The following is a 20590-nucleotide window of genomic DNA, read 5'->3' on the forward strand; positions in this document are numbered from 1 at the left end:
CGGCCGATCGGTGGGGGTGGGGTCGGCGGGGGTCAGTGGGGGTCACGCCCGAGCTGCGGCCTTGCCGTAGCGGCGCTCGAACCGCTCGACGCGACCGGCGCTGTCCATGACGCGCGCGTTGCCGGTGTAGAACGGGTGGCTGGCCGAGGAGATCTCCACGTCGACGACGGGATAGCTCCGGCCGTCGGACCACTCGACCGTCTTGTCACTGGTCAGAGTGGACCGCGTGAGGAAGGCGACGTCGGCCGCGCGGTCGCGGAAGACGACGGGCTGATAGGTGGTGTTCATCGCGGGATGCCTCTCGGTCGTGGGCGTGCGGAACGGGTGGACTTGAGCGGTCAGCGCTCCTCGCGGAACTCGACGTGCCGACCGGCAGCGGGGTCGTACTTGCGCAGCACGAGACGGTCGGGGTCGTTGCGGCGACTCTTACGGGTCACGTAGGTGTAGCCGGTTCCTGCGGTGGAGCGGAGCTTGACGATCGGGCGCAGTTCGCTGCGGGCCATTGCTTCTCCTGTCCGGAGTGACCGCCACTTCACCGAGTGAAATGGAAGTCGTTTTCAAACCTTCTGGCCCTCACAACGCACACCCCCAGGCGCCTATTCCCACGCCCCTACCACACCTCGCCGTCGCGCCAGTCGCAGGTGAGTTCGCCGGTGAGGTCGAGGTGGGAGCCGTCGCGGCGGACGAAGATGTAGCCGTCCTCGTCCGGGGTGCGGATGATGCCGGAGGTGGGTGTCAGGGCCGAGGTGGGCCCCTGCCAGGGGCGCCAGCCGCGGGAGGCGTAGAAGGCGAGGCCCTCCTCGGAGGAGCCGAGTGCGCCGAAGTCGTAGGCGCGGTCGATGACCCGCTCCAGCGGGGCCATCACGGCGCTGCCGAATCCGCGCCGCCGCAGCGTCCGCTCGACCGCGACGCCCTCGACGTAGCCGACCCGCCAGGCCCGCCCGCTGTGCAGCAGCCGCCGCTGGACCACGGCGCCGTGCGCGACGACGAGCCCGTTCGGCCGCCGCAGCAGGGCGTGGACGCCGCCGAGGCAGTGCTCCCAGTCGTCCTCGGACATGTCGTCGAAGGTCCGGTAGAGCAGCGCTCGCGCGGCGGTGAGTTCGTCCGCCTCGAGATCCGCTGTGTGGGCGACGCGGAGGGTCGGCTGGTCTTCGCTCATGGCACAAGGATGCGCGAGTCGCCGTCCCTTCCAGAGAACCTGACGGGGCGACACCCGAACTGTGACGTCCGGGTCCGAGAAGGCCGCCGCGCGGTCCTCGCTGCGCGGGTCGACCGGCGCGGATCGACCGTGGGCTCGGCGGCGCGGGCGGCCCGGGACGCGTGGCGCCAGGGGCGGGCGTGGGTCGCCGCGTCCTCCGCCGCCTCGCAGTGGTCGTCGAGGTCCACTCGCCGGTTTTGGCGGCGCGGGCGCGCACCTGGAGCTTGAAGTTGCGATGGGCTGTCATGGCGGCCTCCACGCCCTGGGCGCCGACTCCCCGGCAACCTCGCACGAGGCGATCGGGCTGCGGCTGCGGCCTGAGACCTTGGTCCCGTTGCCCCCGGGGGAAGACCGCGCAGGGCAGGGGGCGGTCGAAGGGGGTTCGGCGTCGGCCACGCCACGGCCGTCATGCCGTCGTCCGCGCCGGGCCCGCAAGCACGGCGCGAGTACGGTTCCGGGAACAGTTGAACGATTCTTCACCTGTCCTCGATATCATCGCACGCACAAGCCACGCGACGGACTGCGGCACCACCGCAGGCGAACGCCTCGACGCCGTCGGCCGGTCGATCGTCTACTCTCTGCACGGCGACCGCGTCGCCGACCTGCTCGACCAGGCACTCGGCTACGTCGAGCACCCCCGCACCCCGGCGTCCCCGACCGCCGGGCCCAGGAGAACCGAGCCCGAGAGAACCGAGTCCGAACGGGAAGCAGCGCACTGACGTGACGACAGCCGAACAGCACGACACCGACGACCCGGCTCCGCCGGCACCCGTGCCGTTGGCCACCATCGCCCGCGAGTGGGGCCGGATCGGCTGCATCGGCTTCGGTGGGCCGCCGGCCCACATCGCGCTGCTGCGACAGCTCTGCGTCGAACGGCGCGGCTGGATCGCCGACTCGGAGTTCGAGGACGGCATCGCCGCCACCAACCTGCTGCCCGGTCCGGCCTCCACGCAACTGGCCATCTTCACGGCGTGGCGCCTGCGCGGTGTGGCGGGGGCGCTGGTGGGCGGGTTCTGCTTCATCGTGCCCGGTCTCCTCCTGATTCTGGCGCTCTCCGCGCTCTTCCTGGCCTCCGGCACCCCGGCATGGGTGCGCGGGGCCGCCGCCGGAGCGGGAGCAGCGGTCGCGGCCGTCGCCGTCCACGCGGCCTGGGGCCTGGTGCCCGGCAGCTGGAAGCGGGCGGGCGCCGCCCGTGCCGCCCGCGCCCGCTGGATCGGCTACGCCCTCGCCGGAGCCGCCGCGGCCGCGACGGTCGGACCGTGGCTCGTCCTGCTGCTCATTGGGGCGGGCCTCGTCGAGGTCGCCGTCCGCGCCGGGCCGAGGACGATGGGCGCGTGGCCGCTCCCACTCGCGGCGGCCGCGCCGGCGGCGGGCGGCCTGCTCTCCCTCGCGTGGGTCGCCTTCAAGGTCGGCGCGCTCTCCTACGGCGGCGGCTTCGTCATCATCCCGCTGATGCAGGCCGACGCGGTGAACCACTACCACTGGATGACGGCGGGTCAGTTCCTCAACGCCGTCGCCCTGGGCCAGATCACCCCCGGCCCGGTCGTGCAGACCGTCGCCGTCGTCGGCTACGCCGCCGCCGGGGTCGGCGGTGGACTGCTGGCCGCGGCCGTCGCGTTCGCGCCGTCGTTCCTCTTCGTCATCCTCGGCGGACGGCACTTCGACGCGCTGCGCGCCAACCTCCACGTCCAGGCGTTCCTCACCGGAGCCGGCCCGGCCGTCGTCGGCGCCATCGCCGGCTCCGCCGTCCCGCTGGCCCTGGCCCTCACCCACGCCTGGCAGTACGCGGTCCTCGCCGCCGCCGCGGTCTGGCTTCTCGCCCTGCGGCGGGGCGTCGTCAGCGCCCTGCTGGGCGCGGGCCTTCTCGGCGTCCTCGCCGCCCTGGCCGGACTGCCCACGGGCTGACCGCCGTAGGTCGTCGTGTGCATCGGGACTCGGTCGACCTTGTCTGCGCGTCTCGTCAGCCTCGGGCCGGCTCGGGCCGCAGGAGGTGCGGTGATTGAACGGCCGGAGCGGGGGCAGACACCGGGTGGATCATCCCCTGATCGAAGAGGTGACGAGAATGGCAGGCACGAGGGTGACCAAGCGGCCCACCTCGCCGCGCCCGCAGCCCCCGCTCGATCTGCGGACGCCCTCGGGCCGTCCGCTCCCGTACTGACGCCGCACCGGCGTCGGCGGAGTGCGGCCGCGTCGTCAGGGCGCTTCTGCATCCCGCCCGTTGAGGAGACGACGCGACGCCCGACGTGATCCGACCCCCGCTTTCCCGGGCTGAGCTGCGCCGTTTCAGGCGCTGCGCCCGCAGCGCGTCGGTCCTCCCTCGGGGTGCGGCGTGCGCGACGGGCGCGCACGCTGGTGGGACGGGTGTGTTCATCGACGGAATCGGGGTCGTGCGATGTACCGGGAGGCGCGTGTCTGCTTCGTCCGGACGGTTCGTGTCGACGAGGTGACCCTCGAGGGCGAGATGGACCTGTCGGTCGAGATCGAGCACGGCTGGGTGACGTTGGACCTCGGCGGGAGCGAGGGCCCCCGCCGGGTGTCCGTGCCGTCCGAAGGCGTGGCGTGGATCCTGTGGAAAGGGCCCGAGCGGTACGGCCCCACCGTGTCGCGCGGGGGAATCTGACCCGCGCAGTACGACGACCCAGGGAGATCGACTACGGTGCGGGGTTGGTCGCTGACGCCACGTGGAGCGGTGCGCCCCGCGAAGCGTCAGAACGGAGCGCTCGAAGCTTCCGCCTCGCCTGCCGCAGCACCGGTGCTGCCGCTGGCACTCGCGTAGGCGACCGAGGCCGCGGCCACGTCCAGCGCCGCGTGGCCGGTCGACTTGAAGACGGTCAGTTCTGCAGCCTCGCGACGGCCCGGGTGGGATCCCGCCAGCACGGAGCCCAGCAGGGTGACCCGCTCTGCGGGAACGCCCTGCAACTCGTGGGCCCCGGCTGGCGGAGCCGCCGCCGCAGCCCCGGCCCACTCGACGAAGAGCGAGGCGTCGCGGATCGTCGCGGCGTCCAGCTCCGGCCCCTCCGATCCGCCGACGGAGCCGACATGGGCGCCGCGGGACAGCCACTTCCGGCTTATCACCGGGGAGTCGGCGCCGGTGCAGCAGAGCACCGCGTCCGCGCCGCGCACTGCCTCCTCGACCGAGGCCGCCGCCGCGACCCCGAAGCGCCGCGCCGTCGCGGCCGCGTGCGCGGGCGTCCGACCGGCCACCACGACCTCGAAGTCGCGACGTCCCGCCGCGGGACGGCCCGCCGTGCGAGGCCGACTCGCCCCGGTGAGCAGGGCGAGCTGCGCGGCCGCCTGGGTTCCGGTGCCGATGACGGCGACACGCCTGGCGTCGGGGCGGGCGAGGGTGCGCAGGGCGAGCGTCGCGGTGACGGCCGTGCGCACGGCCGTCAGCGGCTCCGCGTCGAGGACGGCGAGCAGACGCCCGTCGCGTTCGTCGAAGTGGGCGACCAGCCCGCGATGGGTGCTGCGCCCGGCGCGGTCGGGATCGGGGAAAACGGTGATCAGCTTTGCCGCCAGGCCGAGGCCGGGCACGTGGCCGGGCATCGCGCCGAGCAGCCCCTGGGGCGTGCGGGCCGCGATCCGGGGCGGCGTCGACGCCTCTCCCCGCGCCACGGCGACCAGGGCGCGCGTGAGCGCGGCGCCCAGCGCGTCGGCGTCGGCGAGCGCGGCCTGCGTGCGCGCGTGGTCCAGGACCAGGAACGGCTCGGTCGTCACGGCTTACCCTCCTCATGATCGTTCCCACCGGTGCCGGTGCCGGTGCCGGCGGTTGCGGTGCCCGCGCGGCCGCGCCGGTAGGCGTCCGGCGCCGTCAGGCGTTGCAGCTTCTCGCCCAAGCGGTCCGTGGCGGCGCGCAACCGCTGCTCCAGGGCGGTCAGATGCTCGTCGTCGAACTCGCCGACCGGCCCGACCAGCGTGAGCGCGCAGAGCGGTGGGGCGTCCGGTGCGGGCGTGACCGCGCGGCTCAGCGAGCCGATCAGGCGCTCGGCCCGCCCGCGTTGGACGGCGAACCCCGTCAGCGCCGCCCGGTCGAGAGCACTGAGGAGGCCGTCGGGCCCGTCCATGGTGTGGCCGTCGGCCTCGGCCGGGGCCAGGTACGGAGCCCGGGCCGCCGGCGGCAACGCCGCCACCAGGGCCAGCGGACCGGCGAAGCGGTGCACGGGCAGCAACTCGTCGCGGAGATCGCTGATCATCTCCAGCCGGTCCGGCCGCACCACGTCGACGACGCGCGCCCGGTCGCCGGCCAGGACCTGGAGGTTGACCATCATCCCCGTCCCGGCGGCGAGCTCCTCCAGGACCGGCCGGGACACACCCGCCAGCGAGGTGGACGCGGCCGAGCGGGAGAGCCGCAGCACGGCCGTGCCCGGCAGGTAGTGGTCGCCCACGCGCATCACCCAGCCGCGCCGGACCAGGTCCACCAGGACGCGGTAGGCCGTGCCGCGGTGCAGGCCGACCCGCTCGGCGACCTCGGCGAGCCGCAGCGGCCGGTCGGAGCCGGCGACGGTCTCGATCAGGTCGAGCGCCTTGTCGACGGCGGAGCTCGATGAGGCGGGCACGGCGGACTCCTTTCTGCTGCTGGGGGCTGCTGATGGTCGGTCGACCGCGACGGTCGACGGTCGGCTGTCGGGACGGTCCGGCGTCGGGGCTGTCGGGTGTCGGAGGGGTCGGCTAGGGTGTGGCCACGCTGCTGTTGCAAGTATTGAAGCAGATGTTTCACCTGTTGCAACAGCTTTCCCGAAAGTCGGGGAAAGCCGGGAAAGGGGAGGGGCATGGAGCACGCGTACCGCGGCGCCACGCTGCTGGACGGCACGGGCGCGCCTGCGCGCACGGGCATGACGATCCTCGTCGCGGACGGGAGGATCCGCCGCGTCGCGCCGGACGCGGACGTCCCGGCGGCCGAGCTGTCCGGCGTCGAGGTCCTCGACCTGGGCGGCCGCCATGTCATCCCCGGCCTGATCGACTCCCACCAGCACATCGCCACCCCGCCCGACCGGCCGCTGGCTGAGGCGACGCTGCGGCGCGACCTCTTCGGCGGCGTCACCGCCACCCGCGACATGGCCGACGACCTGCGCCAGGTCGCGGACATCGCCCGCGCCGCCCTGGTCGGCGAGCTCGCGGCGCCCGAGATCCACTACGCGGCGCTCATGGCCGGTCCCGGCTTCTTCGACGACCCGCGCACCTGGCAGGTCTCCCAGGGCGCGACCCCCGGCGAGGTCCCCTGGATGCAGGCCGTCACGGCCGAGACGGATCTCCCGCTCGCTGTCGCCATGGCCCGCGGCACCTATGCCACCGCCGTCAAGATCTACGCCGACCTCCCTGGTGAGCTGGTCGCCGCGATCACCGCCGAGGCACACCGCCAGGGCATCGCCGTCTGGGCGCACGCCGCCGTCTTCCCGGCCAGCCCGGGCCAGGTCGTCGCAGCCGGGGTCGACTCCGTCTCGCACGCCCACCTCCTCGTCCACGAGGCCGCCGAGCGGCCGCTGACGACGTACCGGGACAAGCCGCCTGTCGACTTCGACCGGTTCGCGGCGGGCGACGACGCGCGGCTCGGCGCGCTCCTCGCCGAGATGCGCCGCCGCGGCACGGTCCTGGACGCCACGGCGAGCCTGTGGTCGACGCTGGCCCGCGAGGCCGCCGAGGCCGGGACCGTCGACGAGGAGGCCCTCGCCCGCGCCCGGGCCCACGACGGGCTGAGCGCCGCGCTCACCGGCCAGGCGCTGCGCGCCGGGGTGACGGTCAGCGCCGGCACCGACCGCGATCCCGACCCGGCCGAGCCGTGGCCGCCGCTCTTCGACGAGCTCGACTACCTCGTCGAGCGCTGCGGCCTCAGCCCGGCCGAGGCGCTGCGCTGCGCCTCCCACGGCGGCGCGCTCAGTCTCGGCGCCGAGCACCGGCTCGGCACCGTCGAGGCCGGCAAGCAGGCCGACTTCGTGATCCTCGACGAGGATCCGGCGCGATCGCTCGCCGCGCTGCGCAACGTCGTCCACGTGGTCAAGCGCGGCCGCCGCTACGACCGTGCCGAGTTCGACGCCGAGTTCGACGCCGAGCTCGGCGCCGGGGCGGGCGCCGGGTGCGGCACCTCGACCACCCGGACCATCGAGAACGGAGCCGCCGAGGCATGAGCAACATCGCTAAGACCGCACACCGGCCCGGCTTCCCGATCGTCAACGCCCTGGGGGCCCTGGACAACCCGAACGCCGCCCCCGAGGCGGCGGCGCAGCTCCAGCAGACCAGCGCGGAGCTGGTCATCGACGCGCGGGCCCTGGCCGAGGCGAAGGCCTCCGGTCTGACGGCCGTCAACATCACCCTCGGCTACACCCTGGGCGATCTCCCGCCCTACGGTCACACCCTGCGCGAGCTCGACGTCTGGGACGCGATCATCGCCGCCCGCTCCGAGAGCCTGCTGAAGGTGCTGCGCGCGGACGACATCCGGCGGGCCCACGCCGAGGGGCGCGTCGGCGTCGTCTACGGCTTCCAGAACGCCGTCGCCGTGGGCGAGAACCTCGCCCGGATCGGCGAGCGGGTCGAGCTCTTCGCCCGGCGTGGCGTCCGCGTCGTCCAGCTGACGTACAATCAGGCCAACCACCTCGGCGACGGGTCGATGGCCCCGGAGAACCGAGGCCTCACCGAGCTGGGCCGGGAGACCGTCGCCGCGCTCAACGAGCAGCGCCTCATGGTCGACCTGTCTCACAGCGGCGAGCGCACCTGCCTGGAGGCCGCACGCGTCTCCCGCCAGCCGGTCTCGATCAACCACACCGGCTGCCGTGCCCTGGCCGATCTCCCGCGCAACAAGACGGACGAGGAGCTGCGCCTGGTCGCGGAGCGCGGCGGCTTCGTGGGCATCTACTTCATGCCCTTCCTCACCCTCTCCGGCCACGCGAGCGCCGCCGACGTGGTGGAGCACATCGTCCACGCCGTCGACGTCTGCGGCGAGGACGCGGTGGGCATCGGCACGGACGGCCCGGTCACGGCCGTGGACGACCTCGACGCCTACCGGGCGCGGCTGGCCGACCACGTCGCCGAGCGCGCCCGCGCCGGGGTCGGCGCGGCGGGGGAGCGCAGCGACACCCTGCCCTTCGTGGAGGACCTGTGCGGCGTCGACCAGTTCCGCACCCTGATCCGCCTGCTGGAGGGGCGCGGCTATGGCGAGGAGCGGATCGCCAAGATCATGGGCGGCAACTTCCTCGCCTACGCGGACCGCGTCTGGCCGTCGTGAGAATCGTGCCCTCGTGAGAGCAGAGCCGTGTGCGAGCCGGGCCGCCTGACGGCAGCCGCCCGACAGCAGGGCCGCCCGGCGGGCCGCCCGGCAGCTGGGCCGCTGCCAGGCGGCCGGGCCTTTCCGCCGCTCAGCCCCGCCCTCAGTCCTTGAGGAGCTCGCGGACGACGCGCTCGGCCGCCTCGTCCTCCGCCGCCACGGGGGAGATCTCGTCGAGAGTGTCGAGATCGGTGTCCTCGGTGAGCTCGGTCTCCCAGGCGTCGGCCAGCTGCTGCTGACGCTCGCGGGGCTGCGCGAGGACTCTCTCGCGGCTGGCGGGGCTGAGCGCGGCGAGGAAGCGGGTGAGTTCGTCGTCTGTCACGAGGGCCTCCGGGAGAGGGTGGGGGACGGCGTCAGCCCGCGGCTTGGAGCTGCTCCACCAGGGGCCGGGCGAGGCGGTGCAGGGCGGGCGGTTCGGCGCGGACGTGCCACCACTGGCAGCGGCCGGGCCAGGACAGCTCGCCGTCCGCGGGGACGGTGACGTCGAAGGCGATCTGCAGGACCTCGGCGTCGTCGGAGGCCCGGTAGGTGGCGGTGGTGGCCAAGGCGGCGCGCCAGGTGGCCAGGCCGAGGTGGCGTTCGCAGAGCCAGTCCAGGGTGAGCGCGACGGTCTCGGTGGGGCGGACCCAGGCGACGGGGAGCGCCCAGACGTCGTCGTCGGGGCGCTGGTCGACCAGCAGGGCGTAGTCGCGCGAGTCGCCCGGGCGCACCAGGGCCACGATCTGGAACTGGGTGATGCCCATGCGGCGGGCGTCGTCGATCACGTGCTGGATGTCGCGGGCAAGATCCAGATCACTGGGCTGGGGGGGCTGCGTTCGCTGCTGGGCCATGGTCACCTCTCAAGGATGACGCCCCGTGGTGGGGAGGTTGCGACTGGGCTGGGCCGAATGCGCGTCCCGCCCTCCGGCGCGGGCGCCTGAGCCCGAACGGGCGAACCGGGCCGCTCGCCGTCCACCCCCGGCGGTGACGGGATGGGGAGCGTTCGTACGCGGTCGGTGACCGTGCTCGGCGAGCAGGGTCTCGGGGGCGTTCCTAGGGTGGGACCGCGGCTACCGGACCGGACGATTCGACCGCAGTCGAGCGGTCGAGCGGCTTCGCGGGCCGTCGTTGGGAGGTCGACGATGACCACGGCACGTGACGTGATGCATGCGGGGGCGTTCTGCATCGGCGAGGGCGATTCCCTGATGGACGCGGCGCGGATGATGCGCGACCACGGGGTGGGCGCGCTGCCCATCTGCGGGCAGGACCAGAAGCTCAAGGGCATCATCACCGACCGCGACATCGTGCTGCGCTGTCTGGCCGAGGGCAAGGACCCGGCCACGATGAAGGCGGGCGAGCTAGCCGGGCATCTGCACTGCGTCCGGGCCGACGACGACATCGAGACGGTGCTGCGCCGGATGGAGCGGCACCAGATCCGCCGGATCCCGGTGATCGACGGCGACCGGCTCGTCGGCGTCATCAGCGAGGTCGACCTGGCGACCGGTCACCGCGAGGGCCAGCGCCTGACCGATCAGCAGATCCTGGAGTTCATGGACAGGATGTACATGAAGGCCTGAATCGCCCGGAGCGGCGGAATCCCGGTCCGGGTGGGGGCGTGCGAGCGCCCCCACCCGGACCGACGAATGTCTGTTTGACCACACAGGACCGCTTTTCCCTTCCGCGGAATGCCTCGTTCCTGATAGGCACGTCCGAAAGGACCGCACAGGACGACCCCGGGAAGGCGGCGATGTGACCATGACGTGTGACCAGGCAGGATGCGAGCACGATGGCGAGCAGGGGCTCATATCCTTCGACGTCGACCTGACCCTGGAGGAGGGCCGGCGGCGCGCTCTGGTGCTGGCCGCGCTCGGGCCGGACTGGGACCCGGTGGCCGTGCTGCGCGCCGAGGACGCCGCCCACGCGCTGCTCTACTCCGGCCTCGACGCGGAGCAGCAGCGCATCCGTGACGAGCTGGTCGCCGCGGGCGTCCTGCCCGCCGGACCGGAGCACGGCCGTGCTGCCGATTGACCCGCAGGCGGACATCGGCCGCCGCGCATGGGTGGACTGCCCCTCCTGTGACGACGCCGACGGCTGCGCCACCTGCGAGGCCAACCGCACCTGCACCGACCACTGGCGCTACCTGCTGTCCCACACCGGCAGCCGGCTCCACCTCCAGTGCCCGGCGTGCACGCACGTGTGGGCCCACGAGACCCGCTTCGGCGCGGGTACCGGCCCCGGCTCCTGCTGAGCCGTAGCCTGCGGCCCGACGAAATCCGGGTGACCGGGCGGGAGGGGCGCACTACCCTGTGACACATGGACGTCACGGGCCGAACCATGATCGCAGCCGCGCGAGCCACGAGCTCGCCGGTTGCCGCCGCCTGACGTCTTTCCCTTTTCTCCGCCGGCGACCGGACACGGTCCGCCGGTCGTGCCATGGCCTCCTTCCTGGTCGCGCTGCCCGCGTGGACCCGTGTTCCGGTGCCTCCCGCCCCGCACGCGAAGGAGTCACCCCATGGACACCGACCGGATCGTCCGCACGTTCGTCGAGTACTTCGAGGAGCGCGGACACCGACGGATCACCGGCTCGACCCTGCTGCCACCACCGGACGACCCGGTGCTGTTCACCACCTCCGGCATGCACCCGCTCACCCCCTACCTTGAGGGACGTCCCCATCCGCTGGGCAGCCGCCTGGTCAACGTGCAGCGCTGTCTGCGCACCACGGACCTCGACGAGGTGGGCGACGACACCCACCTGACCGTCTTCGAGATGCTCGGCACCTGGTCGCTCGGCGACTACGACGGCCGGCAGAGCATCGACTGGGGCTACGGGCTGCTCACCGAAGGCTTCGGCGTCGATCCCGGCCTGCTGCACGCCACGGTCTTCGGCGGCGACGACCAGACCGGTCCGGACGTCTCCTCCCTGGAGCTGTGGCAGGAGCGCGGGGTGCCGGTCGAGTTCACCGTGGAGGACAACTGGTGGTCCAACGGGCCGACCGGTCCCTGCGGCCCCGACTCGGAGATCTTCGTGTGGACCGGCGACACCCCGCCGAGGTCGACCCCGACGACGGACGACCGCTGGGTGGAGGTGTGGAACCACGTGATGATGCGCCACCGACGGCTCGACGACGGCTCGCTGGTGCCGCTGGGCCGGGCCAACGTCGACACCGGCCTCGGCCTGGAACGGCTCGCCTGCCTGCTGCAAGGGCGGTCCTCAGTGTTCGAGTGCGACCTCTTCGAGCCCTGGCGTCGGACCGTGCCGGGCCTGTGGCCGCTGGACGAACGCTCGCTGCGGCTGGTCTGCGACCATCTGCGCTCGGCCGTGGTCGTGATCGGCGACGGCGTGCGTCCGTCCAGCACGGGCCGCGGCTACGTCCTGCGCCGGCTGGTCCGACGGGTGCTCACCGTGCTGCGCGGGGACGATCCTTCGCGCGGTCTCGTGGACCTGCCGGACGAGCTGGTCCGGCACACCCTGGACCGCTTCCGCCAGCAGGAGGACCCGGACACGGTGCGCCGGGTGCTGCTGGACGAGGAGCGCCGGTTCGACCGGCTCCTGGAGCGCGGCCGCCAGGTGCTCTCCCGTCCCCGGTTCCACGGCCCGCTCGGCGAGGAGGATCTGCACTACCTCCACGAGACCCACGGCCTGCCGCGCGACCTCGTGCTGAGCCTCCGGGCCGGGTGACGCGTCGTCGGCCCTCGTCCGGGCGGACCTTCGTCCGGGCAGGCCTTCGTCCGGGCAGGCCTTCGTCCGGGCGGACCCCGTCCGGGCAGCCCTCGTCCGGCCCAGCGGCCGTGATCGGCGCCGCCCGGCAGGGTAGGGATGCGGCCCATGACAGACGATTCGACCGAGTCGGGCGTCTCGCGCCGCGTCCTGCTCTCGCTGGGCGGGCTGACGCTGATCTCCGCGTTCGCGACACCCGCCGCGTCGGCGGCCGTGCGATCCGCGCGGCCGCCGTCCCCGGAGAGGCCGGGGAAGATGGTCGGGGACTCGCACCCCCTGGGTGTGACGGCGCCTCAGGAGAGCGGCCTGAGCCGACAGCGTCCCCAGTACTACGTGCACAAGGGTCCGCACGCCATCGCGCTCACCATCGACGACGGGCCCGACCCCCGCTACACCCCGCAGGTCCTCGCCCTGCTGCACCGTTACGGCATCCCCGCCACGTTCTGCCAGATCGGCGAGGAGATCCGGCGCCATCCCGCCCTGGTGCGCGAGGTGGCCGACCAGGGGCACCTGATCGCCAACCACACCTGGACCCATCCGGACCTCGTCCGCGAGACCCGGACCGCGGTCCGCGAGGAGATCGTCCGCACCAGCGAGATCCTCGAGAAGACGACCGGCCGGTCGCCGGTCCTCTTCCGCGCCCCCTACGGGGCGTGGTCCAGCAGCGTCTTCGCCGAATGCCGGACCCAGGGCCTGCGGCCGCTCGACTGGTCCGTCGACCCGAGGGACTGGTCCCGGCCGGGGGTGTCGAGCATCGTCCGCACCATCATGCGCACCACGCGGACCGGCTCGATCATCCTCGAGCACGACGGCGGCGGGAACCGCTCCCAGACGGTCGCCGCGCTGCGCAACGTGCTGCCGCGACTCCTTGACGAGGGCTACCACTTCGTCACCCCCTGACCGGGCGGATGCGGGCAGTCCTCGTCCCGGACCCATCCGAGCGGGACGCGGGACCGAATTACCGGTGTGAGCAGATTCCGCACCGGAGTGACAGGAGCGGCGAGCGGCCTGGGGGCCGCCGCGGCAGCCCTGGCGGCCGGTGACCTCGCCGCCGCGTTCACCGGGCCCGGCAGCGCGCCGGTCCTGGTGGTCGGCTCGGCGGCGATCGACCTGACGCCGACCCCGCTCAAGGACTGGGCGGTGCGGCACTTCGGCACGCACGACAAGACCGTGCTGCTGACGGGGATCTACGCGACCATGGTCGTTCTCGCGGTGCTCGCCGGACTGCTCGCCCTGCGCAGTCTGCGCGCCGGGATCGCGGTGTTCGCGCTCTTCGCGGGGCTCGGCCTGTGGGCCGCGTCCTCCCGCGACGCGGCGCTGCTGCCCTCGGCCGTTGCCGGGCTCGCCGGTGCGGCGGTGCTGACCGCCCTGGTCCGCTCGCGACGACCTGCCGTTCCCGACGGCACGGTCACGGCGGACGCGGCCCCGGCGGCCCCGGCCACCTCGGGTGCGGGTGCGGATGCGCGTCCGGGGGCGGGGGACCGGGTCGGCGCCGGGGTCGGCGTCGGCCCGGCGGCCTCCGGCAGCTCCGAGCCGGGCATGGGCCGCCGCGGGTTCCTCGTGACGCTGGCCGCGACCGCGGCTGGCGTCGCGGTCGTCGAGACGACGGCGCGGGCCCTGACGGCCGCGCGCTACAACGTCGCCAAGGCCCGCGCCGCGCTGCGGCTGCCCGCCCCCGTCCGGGCCCTGCCGCCGGTGCCCGCATCCGCGCACCCGGCGGTGCCGGGCCTGACCCCGTTCACCACGCCCGACGGTGCGTTCTACCGCGTCGACACCGCGCTGACGCTGCCCCAGGTGCAGCCGTCCGGCTGGACCCTGCGCGTCCACGGCATGGTCGACCGCCCTCTGGAGCTCTCCTTCGACCAACTGCTGCGGCGGCCGTTGCGCGAGCTCGACTACACCCTGTCCTGCGTGTCCAACGAGGTCGGCGGACCGTATGCGGGGACCGCCCGCTGGCTCGGCGCGTCCCTGGCCGACCTGCTGCGCGAGGCGGGGGTGCGGCGCGGCGCGGAGCAACTGGTGGGGCGGTCGGCCGACGGGATGACGATCGGCACGCCGGTCGACCTCGTCCTGGACGGCCGAGAGGCGCTGCTCGCGGTGGGGATGAACGGCGAACCGCTGCCGGTCGCCCACGGGTTCCCCTGCCGGTCGCTGGTGCCTGGCCTGTTCGGCTACACCTCGGCGACCAAGTGGCTGGTCGACCTCGAACTCACCACGTTCGCGCGGTTCGACCCCTACTGGGTACGTCGCGGCTGGGACCGCACGGGCCTGGTCAGGACGGCCTCACGCATCGAGGTCCCCGCGCCGTTCGCGCGCGTCGCGCCCGGCCGGGTGACGGTCGCCGGAACGGCCTGGGCCACGCACCGGGGCGTCGCGGCGGTCGAGGTCCGCGTCGACGGCGGCCCCTGGCAGCAGGCCCGCCTCGCCACGGCGGTGAGCCCCGACGTGTGGCGTCAGTGGAGCTGGAGCTGGGACGCCGCCGACGCAGGCCCGCACACCCTCGAAGTCCGCGCCACCGACGGCACCGGCACTGTGCAGCCGCAGACCCGCAATCCGCCTTTCCCTTCCGGGGCGACCGGCTGGCACAGCACGGTCGTCACGGTGACCTGACCTGCTCTCACCGCACCGCAAGTAGAAGCAATAACAGGCAAGTACAAGACAAGGAAGTGATCCCGATGGCTTTCACCCTCCGTCCGACCTCCCGGCACGCGGCGCTCGGCGCCGCCGCGGCGGCGGGCCTTCTCGCGGTGACCCTGTCCGCCTGCAGCAGCGGCGGCTCCACCAGCAACGCCGTGGGCAGTCCCGCCGCGGCCGCCAGCGCGTCCGCGTCCGATCCGGGCATGGGCGCCTCGACCGCGCCGTTCGGCTCCGGCTGCGCGGCCGTGCCCACGAGCGGCGCGGGCAGCTTCTCCGGCATGGCGCAGGACCCGGTGGCCACCGCCGCCTCGCACAACCCGGCGTTGTCCACGCTGGTCACCGCCGTCGAGAAGGCGGGGCTGACCGACACCCTCAACTCGGCCAAGGACATCACCGTGTTCGCGCCGACCAACGACGCGTTCGCGAAGATCCCGAAGGCCACCCTGGACTCCGTGCTCAACAACAAGGCCGAGCTCACCAAGGTCCTCACCTACCACGTGGTGCCCGGTCAGCTCAGCCCGAGCGCGCTCGCCGGCACCCACAAGACCCTGGAGGGCGGCAACCTGACGGTCACCGGCTCCGGCGAGACGTTCACCGTCAACGGCACCTCGATGGTCGTCTGCGGCGACGTGCACACCGCCAACGCGACGGTGTACATCATCGACACGGTGCTGATGCCGAAGTCCTGACCGGACCGAGTGGGCGGGCGCGCGCTCAGCTCAGCAGCGCCTGAAGAACGCGACCGAAGACGAGCCGCGCCACGCCCGCCACCAGGGGATCGAAGACCGCGGGGAGACCCCTGACGCGGATCTCCTCCACCCAGATCGCCTGGGCGCCCCCGACGTTCCCGGAGGCGGGCCGGACCCTGAACTCGGCCCACCCGCGCACGACGCGGCCCCGCTTCTCCAGGCGGCACAGCCCCGCCCTGCCCGCGTCGGGCGGCTCGAACGTGACGATCTCCATCGGGTCGTCGAAGCCCAAGGGACCGAGGGTGGTGCGGGCGAGGATCACGTCGCCCGTCGCCCGCCCGGAGCCCCGGGCCGCGGAAACCCGGGTGAAGGGCACCCGCTCCCCGTGGCGGGACCAGTCGGTGAGCCGGGCGAAGCACGCGTCGGGGGTGAGCGGCACGGTGCGCAGCAGCAGGAAGGTCGCCATGGTGTCAGTCCAGTCCGCGACGGGAGCGGAACCGGGCCAGGGCCGCGTCCAGCGCCACCAGCGGCTCGGGGTAGCCGAGTTCGGCGCGGAGCCCGGCGGCCAGCTTCCACGGCTCGTGGATCGCGGGCGCGCTGAGACGGGCCAGCTCCGGCACCCAGCGGCGCACGTAGGCGCCGTCGGGATCGTAGCGCTTCGCCTGCGTGACGGGGTTGAGGACGCGGTTGGGCCGGGTGTCGGTGCCGGTGCCCGCGACCCACTGCCAGTTCAGCTGGTTGTTGGCCACGTCGCCGTCGACGAGCAGCGACAGGAAGTGGTGGGCGCCCGCGCGCCAGTCGATGCCCAGGCTCTTGCACAGGAAGCTGGCGGTGATCATGCGGGTCCGGTTGTGCATCCAGCCCTCCGCGCGCAGCTGTCGCATCCCCGCGTCCACCAGCGGATAGCCGGTGCGGCCCTGCTTCCAGGCCTCCAGCTCGGCGGGCGCGTCGCGCCAGTGGTCCTGGCGGGCGCGGTAGTCGGAGCGCGAGGCGTCCGGGCGGGCCGCCAGCACCTGGTAGTGGAAGTCGCGCCAGGCGAGCTGGCGCTCGAAGGCGGCGGCGCCCGCCGTTCCGGCCTTGCGCGCGCGGTGCACGAGCTCGGTGGCCGAGAGGCAGCCGAAGTGCAGCGCGGGGGAGAGACGGGAGGTGAGGTCGTCGGCCATGGCGTCGTGTTCGTCCTCGTAGGCGTCCACGTGCCGGTCGAGCCAGTGCTTCGCGCGGCGACGCGCCTCGGTCTCCCCGCCCGGTGCGAGCTGCGGTGACAGGGCCTCCTGGTCGGGGCGGGGCGGCAGCTTGTCCGAGGCGGGCTCGCCGGGGGTGCTCAGCTGCCGCGGCGGCGGCAGCGGGCGTCGCAGCGGCGCGTCGGACCAGCGGCGCAGGTACGGCGTGAAGACGGCGTAGTGGTCCGACCCCGAGGGCACGACCGAGCCGGGGGCGACGGCGGTGACCACCGCCTCGTGCGCCACCAGCGCGACGCCGGTGTCGCCCACCTCGCCCAGCGCGGCCCGCAGCCGCTCCTCGCGGGCGCGGGCGAACGCGCTGTGGTCGGCGGCGAGGTGGACCTCCGCCGCTCCGGTCTCCGCCGCCAGACGTGCGACCTCCTGCGCGACGGGCCCGTGCCGTACCAGCAGGCGGCTGCCCAGGGCGCGCAGCCCCTGGTCCAGATCGACCAGGCAGTCGTGCAGGAAGGCGAGCCGGTTGGGCGCGGCGAACCCCGCCGCCGGAACGGCGGGGTCGCTCACGAAGACCGGAAGGACGTGGTCCCGCCCGCCCGCGGACGCCGCGTACAGGACCGGGTTGTCCGCCAGCCGCAGGTCACGGGTGAACAGACAGATGCGTACCGTCATGCCGTCGCTCTCGATGTGGGGATGTCTCGGACCTCTCCGTGGTATTCGTGGCCGAGGGCCCTGCGGATGGGTGCCGTGCGGAAGAATCCGTGCAAAGAGATCAGGGGCGCCGCAGCGGTCACGGGCCGTCGACGGCGAGGGCGGCGGCCTTGGCAAGGGACTGCGCGAGGCTGATCCCGGCGGGCTCGGACACGTCCCGGTCGGTCAGCACCGCGACCAGCAGCAGCCGGCCGTGGCGTACGACGCCGCCGATGCTGTTGACGGTCCAGCTGCCGTCGTTGCGGGGCAGCCATCCGTTCTTGAGGGCGAAGCTCCCGTCGGCGGCCGCGCTGACGCCCCAGTTCTGGTCGGCCTCGACCTGCCCCATCAGGCCCTGCATGTAGGCGCGGGAGGCGCCGTTCAGAGCGGACCGGGAGGTGAACACCTGCTGCAGGAGCCGCAGTTGGTCGGAGGCCGTGGTGGTGCTCAGGCCCCAGCGGGGGTTGTGCACGTGCGTGTGGGTCAGCCCGAACCTGCGGTTGGCCCGGCTCAGCCCCAGCGCTCCGCCCGACTGTCGGAAGAGCTGGTTCGCGCAGGCGTTGTCGCTGGCCTCGATCATGCGCGTGGCCACGGCGCGTTGGGCCGACGTCAGCCCCGAGGCCCCCGCGTCCTGGCGCTGGAGCAGCAGCGTGGCGAGGATGTCGACCTTCGCGATGCTGGCGGTGACGAAAGGGTGCGACGCGTCGTCGCGGACCAGGGTCCGGCCGTTGGCCGGATCCAGGACGGCGACCGCCGCGTGCAGGGGAGACTCCCCGAGGATCCGGTCCAGGGTCGCTTCGGCGGAGTCGGACGACAGGGCCTGGCGTGATCGCGGGGCGGCCGGACGGGTGGGGGTCGGCGCGGCGGGCCGGGTCGGTGACGCCGTCGCGACGCTGCGGTCGTTCAGCCACGAGTCGCCGTGCGGCGCGGGCCTCGGCTGGGCCTGGCAGCCTGTGAGCAGCGCGCACGCCAGCGCGGCGCCCGCCCAGCCACGGGTCGGCCGCCGTCGCGGGCGACGCTCGCCCTCTCGCGCGACTGCTGACCCGCCCGCCTGGGCATCAGCATGCCGGTCCATGGCGGCCTTCCTGATGTGCCGACGCTTCAGGCATCCTTGGTTACCGGAGCGCTGGAACGGCGCGGCTGCGACGCGCCGGTCGTTCACCGGGACGGGTGCACGCCCTCAGTCGGACGGCGCAGCCATCTGCTGACGGCCGGTCAGCATCGACGCGCCGGCGGGGTCACCGGGCGGGGTGCGGTCGGCGACACGCCGCCGGGAGTCCCAGGGGCTCCCGGGGCAGGGAGCGCGGACCTGCGCTGATGCTCCCTCGACCCGCAATTCACCCGGCCGGGTCCGTTGTCCTGTGCAAGCCGTGCAGGAGGATGTGAGGCACACACGCCCGCCGGCCGTCACGGGGCCGGCCTGGCGGGACGTCACACCGACATCGACCCCCAGGAGCCTCATGTCCACCTTCTCGCGGCGGGGTGTCGTCGCCGCGGTCGCCGCAGCCACCACCGCCGCGGTCTCCGGCTGCGGCACGCGCACCGCCTCCAACGGCTCGGCCCCGCGCCGGAACTCGGGCGTGGACGCCGAGAAGCCCAAAGGGGCGCAGCCGCTGCGCCTGATCGGCGACGGCTCGATGGCCGACACCGGCCCCCAGCCGTTCCAGCCGGCGGCCGAGCGGATGGAGCCGGGGCAGCGTCCGCCGCAGTTCGTCGTCTTCTCCTGGGACGGGGCGGGTGAGGACAAGAAGCAGCTGTTCTCGCACTTCCGCGCCGTCGCCCAGGAGGTCAAGGCGACGATGTCGTTCTTCCTCTCCGGCATCTACGTGCTGCCCGAGGGCAAGAAGGACCTCTACCTCCCGCCCGGCCACAAGCCCGGCGCCTCCGACATCGGCTACCTCGCCGACGACCACGTGAAGGCGACGTTGGAGCAGGTGCGTCTGGCGTGGCTGGAGGGCCACGAGATCGGCACCCACTTCAACGGCCACTTCTGCAGCCCCACCTCCGGCGTCGGCACCTGGTCGCCCGCGCAGTGGCGCAGCGAGCTGGAGCAGGCCGTCGGATTCGTGGCCAACTGGAAGACCAACACCGGCTACCACGACATGGACCCGCTGCCGTTCGACTACGCCAGGGAGCTGATCGGCGGCCGTACCCCGTGCCTGCTCGGCCAGAACCAGCTGCTGCCCACGGCCGCGGCGATGGGCTGGAAGTACGACGCGAGCTCGCCCGGCGGGCTGCAGATGTGGCCGTCGAAGAAGCTGGGCCTGTGGGACTTCCCGTTGCAGTCGATCCCCTTCCCCGGCCACAGCTTCCAGGTGCTGTCGATGGACTACAACATGCTGGCCAACCAGACCGGCGGCACGCCCAACGGGGACCCGTCCATGCGGCCCTACTGGCAGCAGCAGTCCTATCTGTCGTACATGGCGGGCTTCAATCGCGCCTACACCACCAACCGCGCCCCGTTCTTCGTCGGCAACCACTTCGAGTCCTGGAACGGCGGCATCTACATGAAGTCCGTCGAGCGGGCGCTGCGTGACATCGCCGCCCATCCGGACGTCCGCCTGGTGTCGTTCCGACAGTTGGTGCAGTGGCTGGAGGCCCAGGACCCGGTGGTGCTGGACCGGCTGCGCACGCTCGTCCCGGGCCAGACGCCTGGCGACTGGCGCGACTACACCGACGTGCCGTCGGCGCGCCGCCCGGCCGCGCAGCCGCAGGGCGGCCGCGTGGTCGCCCAGACCTGAGCCACGCCCCGCGACACACCCGCCGTGCCCCCGTTTCGGCGCGAGCTCGATGACGAGCTCGCGCCGATTCTGTTTTCTCCCGGGGGACGCAGCCCGGCCCGGTGAGAGTTTCTCATCTTCCCGGCGCTGCGAGGGGAGCGTGGGCAGCGGTCTGCTGGCTGCTGCGATTTGTGTACGTTCTATGTACATTGGGCCGTTCGCGTGAGCGGCGCGGTCCCGCATTCGGCCCAGTTCCATGAGGGACGCACAAGAACTGACGGTCCGTAATCTCATGTGTCTCTCAGCGTCAGATGACCGCGTACGAGTGCGAGTTTTGTCACGATCGTCCTGTTCCTCCAGCGAGGTGCTGGACGAAGGAACCGCAAGGAACATCGACAAGGAGAAATCAGATGAGCTTCCGTTTCCCGGGATCCCGTGGCCGTGACAACGACTGGCGGGGCCGCGACCGTCACGACCGCCGCCGGCACCACTGCCGTGACCGCCGCGACCGCCGTCACGGCTGGTGACG

The 20590-nt window shown here is 73.3% G+C and carries 23 protein-coding genes; 13 read left to right on the forward strand and 10 right to left on the reverse strand.

Going from position 1 to position 20590, the window contains the following annotated elements; all coding sequences use genetic code 11:
* Positions 1-42 precede the first annotated feature (42 nt).
* The 3 genes from TR48_RS02685 to TR48_RS02695 form a co-directional block, all read right to left on the reverse strand.
* Positions 43-288 (reverse strand): type B 50S ribosomal protein L31, encoded by a 246-nt coding sequence (locus tag TR48_RS02685; protein ID WP_042364136.1) that lies wholly within the window; start codon positions 286-288, stop codon positions 43-45.
* A gap of 50 nt (positions 289-338) precedes the next feature.
* Entirely contained in the window at positions 339-503 is a 165-nt protein-coding gene (rpmG, locus tag TR48_RS02690; RefSeq protein WP_042364137.1) for a 50S ribosomal protein L33, read from the reverse strand.
* 107 nt (positions 504-610) lie between these two features.
* On the reverse strand, positions 611-1159 hold the full coding sequence (locus tag TR48_RS02695; protein ID WP_042364138.1) for a GNAT family N-acetyltransferase: 549 nt from the start codon (positions 1157-1159) through the stop codon (positions 611-613).
* Between the two features lie 503 nt (positions 1160-1662).
* Between TR48_RS02695 and TR48_RS45130 the strand changes: the two genes are divergently transcribed.
* The 3 genes from TR48_RS45130 to TR48_RS42890 all read left to right on the forward strand — a co-directional run bounded on the left by TR48_RS45130 (position 1663) and on the right by TR48_RS42890 (position 3818).
* Complete coding sequence (locus TR48_RS45130) at positions 1663-1917, forward strand: hypothetical protein (RefSeq protein ID WP_042364139.1); 255 nt, start codon at positions 1663-1665, stop codon at positions 1915-1917.
* A 1-nt stretch (position 1918) separates the two neighbouring features.
* Positions 1919-3103 carry a chromate efflux transporter gene (gene chrA, locus TR48_RS02705; protein WP_042364140.1) on the forward strand — a complete coding sequence of 395 codons (1185 nt, stop codon included), beginning with the start codon at positions 1919-1921 and terminating at the stop codon, positions 3101-3103.
* A 538-nt stretch (positions 3104-3641) separates the two neighbouring features.
* Positions 3642-3818 carry a hypothetical protein gene (locus TR48_RS42890; protein ID WP_161789766.1) on the forward strand — a complete coding sequence of 59 codons (177 nt, stop codon included), beginning with the start codon at positions 3642-3644 and terminating at the stop codon, positions 3816-3818.
* 86 nt (positions 3819-3904) lie between these two features.
* On the opposite strand, the gene TR48_RS02715 is transcribed toward TR48_RS42890, so the two are convergent.
* Together TR48_RS02715 and TR48_RS02720 are read right to left on the reverse strand one after the other, a co-directional pair.
* Positions 3905-4915 (reverse strand): ornithine cyclodeaminase family protein, encoded by a 1011-nt coding sequence (locus TR48_RS02715; protein ID WP_236651977.1) that lies wholly within the window; start codon positions 4913-4915, stop codon positions 3905-3907.
* Positions 4912-5754: an IclR family transcriptional regulator gene (locus tag TR48_RS02720; RefSeq protein WP_063770884.1), complete on the reverse strand. Its 843-nt coding sequence runs from the start codon at positions 5752-5754 to the stop codon at positions 4912-4914. Before TR48_RS02720 ends, TR48_RS02715 begins: the two co-directional genes overlap by 4 nt.
* Positions 5755-5967: 213 nt before the next feature.
* On the opposite strand from TR48_RS02720, the gene TR48_RS02725 reads away from it, so the two are divergent.
* The gene (locus TR48_RS02725) at positions 5968-7320 is read left to right on the forward strand and encodes an amidohydrolase family protein (protein ID WP_052442352.1); all 1353 of its coding nucleotides are present in this window, start codon (positions 5968-5970) and stop codon (positions 7318-7320) included.
* Positions 7317-8414, forward strand: a complete 1098-nt coding sequence (locus TR48_RS02730) for a dipeptidase (RefSeq protein WP_042364142.1) — start codon at positions 7317-7319, stop codon at positions 8412-8414. The genes TR48_RS02725 and TR48_RS02730 overlap by 4 nt, the downstream gene beginning before the upstream one ends.
* 142 nt (positions 8415-8556) lie before the next feature.
* Here the strand turns inward: TR48_RS02730 and TR48_RS02735 are convergent, their stop codons facing one another.
* Together TR48_RS02735 and TR48_RS41560 are read right to left on the reverse strand one after the other, a co-directional pair.
* Positions 8557-8775: a hypothetical protein gene (locus TR48_RS02735; RefSeq protein ID WP_042364143.1), complete on the reverse strand. Its 219-nt coding sequence runs from the start codon at positions 8773-8775 to the stop codon at positions 8557-8559.
* Between the two features lie 31 nt (positions 8776-8806).
* Positions 8807-9283 carry a hypothetical protein gene (locus TR48_RS41560; RefSeq protein ID WP_042364144.1) on the reverse strand — a complete coding sequence of 159 codons (477 nt, stop codon included), beginning with the start codon at positions 9281-9283 and terminating at the stop codon, positions 8807-8809.
* 291 nt (positions 9284-9574) lie between these two features.
* Between TR48_RS41560 and TR48_RS02745 the strand changes: the two genes are divergently transcribed.
* The 7 genes from TR48_RS02745 (at position 9575) to TR48_RS02775 (ending at position 15476) form a co-directional block, all read left to right on the forward strand.
* Complete coding sequence (locus tag TR48_RS02745) at positions 9575-10009, forward strand: CBS domain-containing protein (protein ID WP_042364145.1); 435 nt, start codon at positions 9575-9577, stop codon at positions 10007-10009.
* A gap of 178 nt (positions 10010-10187) precedes the next feature.
* Entirely contained in the window at positions 10188-10460 is a 273-nt protein-coding gene (locus TR48_RS02750; RefSeq protein ID WP_042364252.1) for a DUF6400 family protein, read from the forward strand.
* Positions 10447-10680 carry a hypothetical protein gene (locus TR48_RS02755; RefSeq protein ID WP_042364146.1) on the forward strand — a complete coding sequence of 78 codons (234 nt, stop codon included), beginning with the start codon at positions 10447-10449 and terminating at the stop codon, positions 10678-10680. Before TR48_RS02750 ends, TR48_RS02755 begins: the two co-directional genes overlap by 14 nt.
* A 264-nt stretch (positions 10681-10944) precedes the next feature.
* A complete protein-coding gene (locus TR48_RS02760; protein ID WP_042364147.1) occupies positions 10945-12111 on the forward strand; it encodes an alanine--tRNA ligase-related protein in 1167 nt (388 codons plus the stop codon).
* A 147-nt stretch (positions 12112-12258) separates the two neighbouring features.
* Positions 12259-13050: a polysaccharide deacetylase family protein gene (locus TR48_RS02765; protein ID WP_042364148.1), complete on the forward strand. Its 792-nt coding sequence runs from the start codon at positions 12259-12261 to the stop codon at positions 13048-13050.
* A 66-nt stretch (positions 13051-13116) separates the two neighbouring features.
* Positions 13117-14760 carry a molybdopterin-dependent oxidoreductase gene (locus tag TR48_RS02770; protein WP_236651978.1) on the forward strand — a complete coding sequence of 548 codons (1644 nt, stop codon included), beginning with the start codon at positions 13117-13119 and terminating at the stop codon, positions 14758-14760.
* A gap of 65 nt (positions 14761-14825) precedes the next feature.
* A complete protein-coding gene (locus TR48_RS02775) occupies positions 14826-15476 on the forward strand; it encodes a fasciclin domain-containing protein (protein WP_042364150.1) in 651 nt (216 codons plus the stop codon).
* Positions 15477-15501: 25 nt separating this feature from the next.
* Here the strand turns inward: TR48_RS02775 and TR48_RS02780 are convergent, their stop codons facing one another.
* The 3 genes from TR48_RS02780 to TR48_RS02790 form a co-directional block, all read right to left on the reverse strand.
* Entirely contained in the window at positions 15502-15942 is a 441-nt protein-coding gene (locus TR48_RS02780; protein ID WP_042364151.1) for a hypothetical protein, read from the reverse strand.
* Between the two features lie 4 nt (positions 15943-15946).
* Positions 15947-17323 (reverse strand): cryptochrome/photolyase family protein, encoded by a 1377-nt coding sequence (locus TR48_RS02785; protein ID WP_042364152.1) that lies wholly within the window; start codon positions 17321-17323, stop codon positions 15947-15949.
* A 118-nt stretch (positions 17324-17441) separates the two neighbouring features.
* The gene (locus TR48_RS02790) at positions 17442-18416 is read right to left on the reverse strand and encodes a serine hydrolase (RefSeq protein WP_042364153.1); all 975 of its coding nucleotides are present in this window, start codon (positions 18414-18416) and stop codon (positions 17442-17444) included.
* 385 nt (positions 18417-18801) lie between these two features.
* On the opposite strand from TR48_RS02790, the gene TR48_RS02795 reads away from it, so the two are divergent.
* A complete protein-coding gene (locus TR48_RS02795) occupies positions 18802-20082 on the forward strand; it encodes a polysaccharide deacetylase family protein (protein WP_063770885.1) in 1281 nt (426 codons plus the stop codon).
* Positions 20083-20590: the final 508 nt, after the last annotated feature.

This window comes from Streptacidiphilus neutrinimicus, assembly GCF_000787815.1.
GTDB classification, from domain to species: Bacteria; Actinomycetota; Actinomycetes; order Streptomycetales; family Streptomycetaceae; genus Streptacidiphilus; species Streptacidiphilus neutrinimicus.

Excerpts from the sequence above, each read along its gene's own strand:
- TR48_RS02685 (WP_042364136.1), bottom strand. The coding sequence starts at position 288 with ATGAACACCACCTATCAGCCCGTCGTCTTCCGCGACCGCGCGGCCGAC.
- rpmG (WP_042364137.1), bottom strand. The coding sequence starts at position 503 with ATGGCCCGCAGCGAACTGCGCCCGATCGTCAAGCTCCGCTCCACCGCA.
- TR48_RS02695 (WP_042364138.1), bottom strand. The coding sequence starts at position 1,159 with ATGAGCGAAGACCAGCCGACCCTCCGCGTCGCCCACACAGCGGATCTC.
- TR48_RS02725 (WP_052442352.1), top strand. The coding sequence starts at position 5,968 with ATGGAGCACGCGTACCGCGGCGCCACGCTGCTGGACGGCACGGGCGCG.
- TR48_RS02730 (WP_042364142.1), top strand. The coding sequence starts at position 7,317 with ATGAGCAACATCGCTAAGACCGCACACCGGCCCGGCTTCCCGATCGTC.
- TR48_RS41560 (WP_042364144.1), bottom strand. The coding sequence starts at position 9,283 with ATGGCCCAGCAGCGAACGCAGCCCCCCCAGCCCAGTGATCTGGATCTT.
- TR48_RS02745 (WP_042364145.1), top strand. The coding sequence starts at position 9,575 with ATGACCACGGCACGTGACGTGATGCATGCGGGGGCGTTCTGCATCGGC.
- TR48_RS02750 (WP_042364252.1), top strand. The coding sequence starts at position 10,188 with ATGACGTGTGACCAGGCAGGATGCGAGCACGATGGCGAGCAGGGGCTC.
- TR48_RS02760 (WP_042364147.1), top strand. The coding sequence starts at position 10,945 with ATGGACACCGACCGGATCGTCCGCACGTTCGTCGAGTACTTCGAGGAG.
- TR48_RS02765 (WP_042364148.1), top strand. The coding sequence starts at position 12,259 with ATGACAGACGATTCGACCGAGTCGGGCGTCTCGCGCCGCGTCCTGCTC.
- TR48_RS02775 (WP_042364150.1), top strand. The coding sequence starts at position 14,826 with ATGGCTTTCACCCTCCGTCCGACCTCCCGGCACGCGGCGCTCGGCGCC.
- TR48_RS02780 (WP_042364151.1), bottom strand. The coding sequence starts at position 15,942 with ATGGCGACCTTCCTGCTGCTGCGCACCGTGCCGCTCACCCCCGACGCG.
- TR48_RS02785 (WP_042364152.1), bottom strand. The coding sequence starts at position 17,323 with ATGACGGTACGCATCTGTCTGTTCACCCGTGACCTGCGGCTGGCGGAC.
- TR48_RS02790 (WP_042364153.1), bottom strand. The coding sequence starts at position 18,416 with ATGGACCGGCATGCTGATGCCCAGGCGGGCGGGTCAGCAGTCGCGCGA.
- TR48_RS02795 (WP_063770885.1), top strand. The coding sequence starts at position 18,802 with ATGTCCACCTTCTCGCGGCGGGGTGTCGTCGCCGCGGTCGCCGCAGCC.